The organism is Paenibacillus sp. 01T422, assembly GCF_056398785.1.
This window is the reverse complement of record NZ_JBFTQB010001237.1, coordinates 1-1,416: the sequence shown is the minus strand read 5'-3', so window position 1 is coordinate 1,416 and position 1,416 is coordinate 1. Positions and strand designations below refer to the sequence as shown.

At 42.7% G+C, this 1,416-nt stretch carries 1 protein-coding gene and 2 pseudogenes; all 3 read right to left on the bottom strand.

Annotated features, from left to right (window positions below; genetic code table 11):
* Positions 1–193: pseudogene (locus AC1DUA_RS37550) on the bottom strand (sugar phosphate isomerase/epimerase family protein); the annotation flags it as partial.
* 67 nt (positions 194–260) lie between these two features.
* Complete coding sequence (locus tag AC1DUA_RS37545; RefSeq protein ID WP_477504563.1) at positions 261–1,040, bottom strand: phytanoyl-CoA dioxygenase family protein; 780 nt, start codon at positions 1,038–1,040, stop codon at positions 261–263.
* 37 nt (positions 1,041–1,077) lie between these two features.
* Positions 1,078–1,416: pseudogene (locus AC1DUA_RS37540) on the bottom strand (carbohydrate ABC transporter permease); the annotation flags it as partial.

The following is a 1,416-nucleotide window of genomic DNA, read 5'->3' as shown; positions in this document are numbered from 1 at the left end:
CATGAAGACCGGCATCAGTGATTTTACGAAGTGTTTGTTCAATCTGCTCGGAAAACTCCGGAAGCTTATAAATATTCATTTCACCGGTCAAGCCTCTAAAATCAATTGCGTCAAATCCATATTCAGTCGCGTTGGAAATAATTTTGTCTAACGGCCACTCGGGACACCCTAACGTGGTAAAAGATAATTTCATATAGGTTCACTCCAATTTGTTAGCATATTTAGAATTAATTTCCCATCACATGACATATTATCAGCTATTAAACTTCAAGCAATGTTCCTTCATACTTATAGTTTCTGAATATTGGATTGATACCGTGAAGCATCAACCCCTGTCCCCAGTTTACATGTTTATCATTCGCCGGCTGATCCTCGGGATCACGAACCTGGACAAGTATATTTCTACGCGTCCGGTCGCTGCGGTTTATCGGTGAGCCATGAATCGTTAAATAGTTAAAAAATAGTACATCCCCCGATTCAGCTATACAAGGAATTCCGCTCTCAATAGGATATTCTTTATGATTCAAATAGTAGCTTCCTACATGAGGTAATGGCCCCTGTTTATGCGATCCCGGAATAACATGCAAACAGCCGTTTTCCTCATTCGTATGATCCAAATGGATGCTGGCGAGCATCATGCTGTGCTTGCTGTGCGGGAAATACGGATAATCCTGATGCATGGGGAAGGCCGCTCCCTTCTCCGGAGGTTTGACCATCATCTTGGTATGATGCAGTTGAACATTATCGCCAATCAATTTGGTGAAAATCGTGATCAAATTCCACTGCGTTATCATGCGCATAAATTGTGCGTCATGATATTGAACATCATGAAAGCCTTTAAGCACCAGTTTTTTTAATTCTTCCGGAGGCAAGTAGTCTCCCGACCAAGCGTGGCTCCGGTCGAATTTGGAGGCAGCCGCCCTCTTCAGGAACGTATCTACCGATTCACGGAACTTCTCGACTTCCTCTGCGTTATATACACCTTTCACCAGCAAGTAACCGTTCTCATGATAAAACTTCACTTGGTCCTCAGAGATCATGTGATTCCCCCGTTTCAACTATAATTCGGACTATTGCTCAACCTTTCACAGCGCCTACCAAAACCCCTTTGGTAAAATATTTTTGCAAGAAAGGATACACGGCAATAATAGGTAATGTAGCGATTATAATCGTACAATACTTAATAATTTCGCTAACCGCCTCTTTATCGCTCCCGCCGGACCCGGTAATCATACTGTCTGTACTGCTGTTTATCAAAATCTCACGCAAGAAGAGTTGTAAAGGATACGCATCTCGATCTCGCAAATAAATCATGGCGCTGAACCACGAGTTCCAATGGGCCACAGCGTAAAACAAAATCATAACGGCGATCACGGCTTGCGATAAAGGTATCACAATTCGAAACAAGATCGTAAG

Coding starts and splice junctions, on each gene's coding strand:
- AC1DUA_RS37545 (WP_477504563.1), bottom strand. CDS start 1,040: ATGATCTCTGAGGACCAAGTGAAGTTTTATCATGAGAACGGTTACTTG.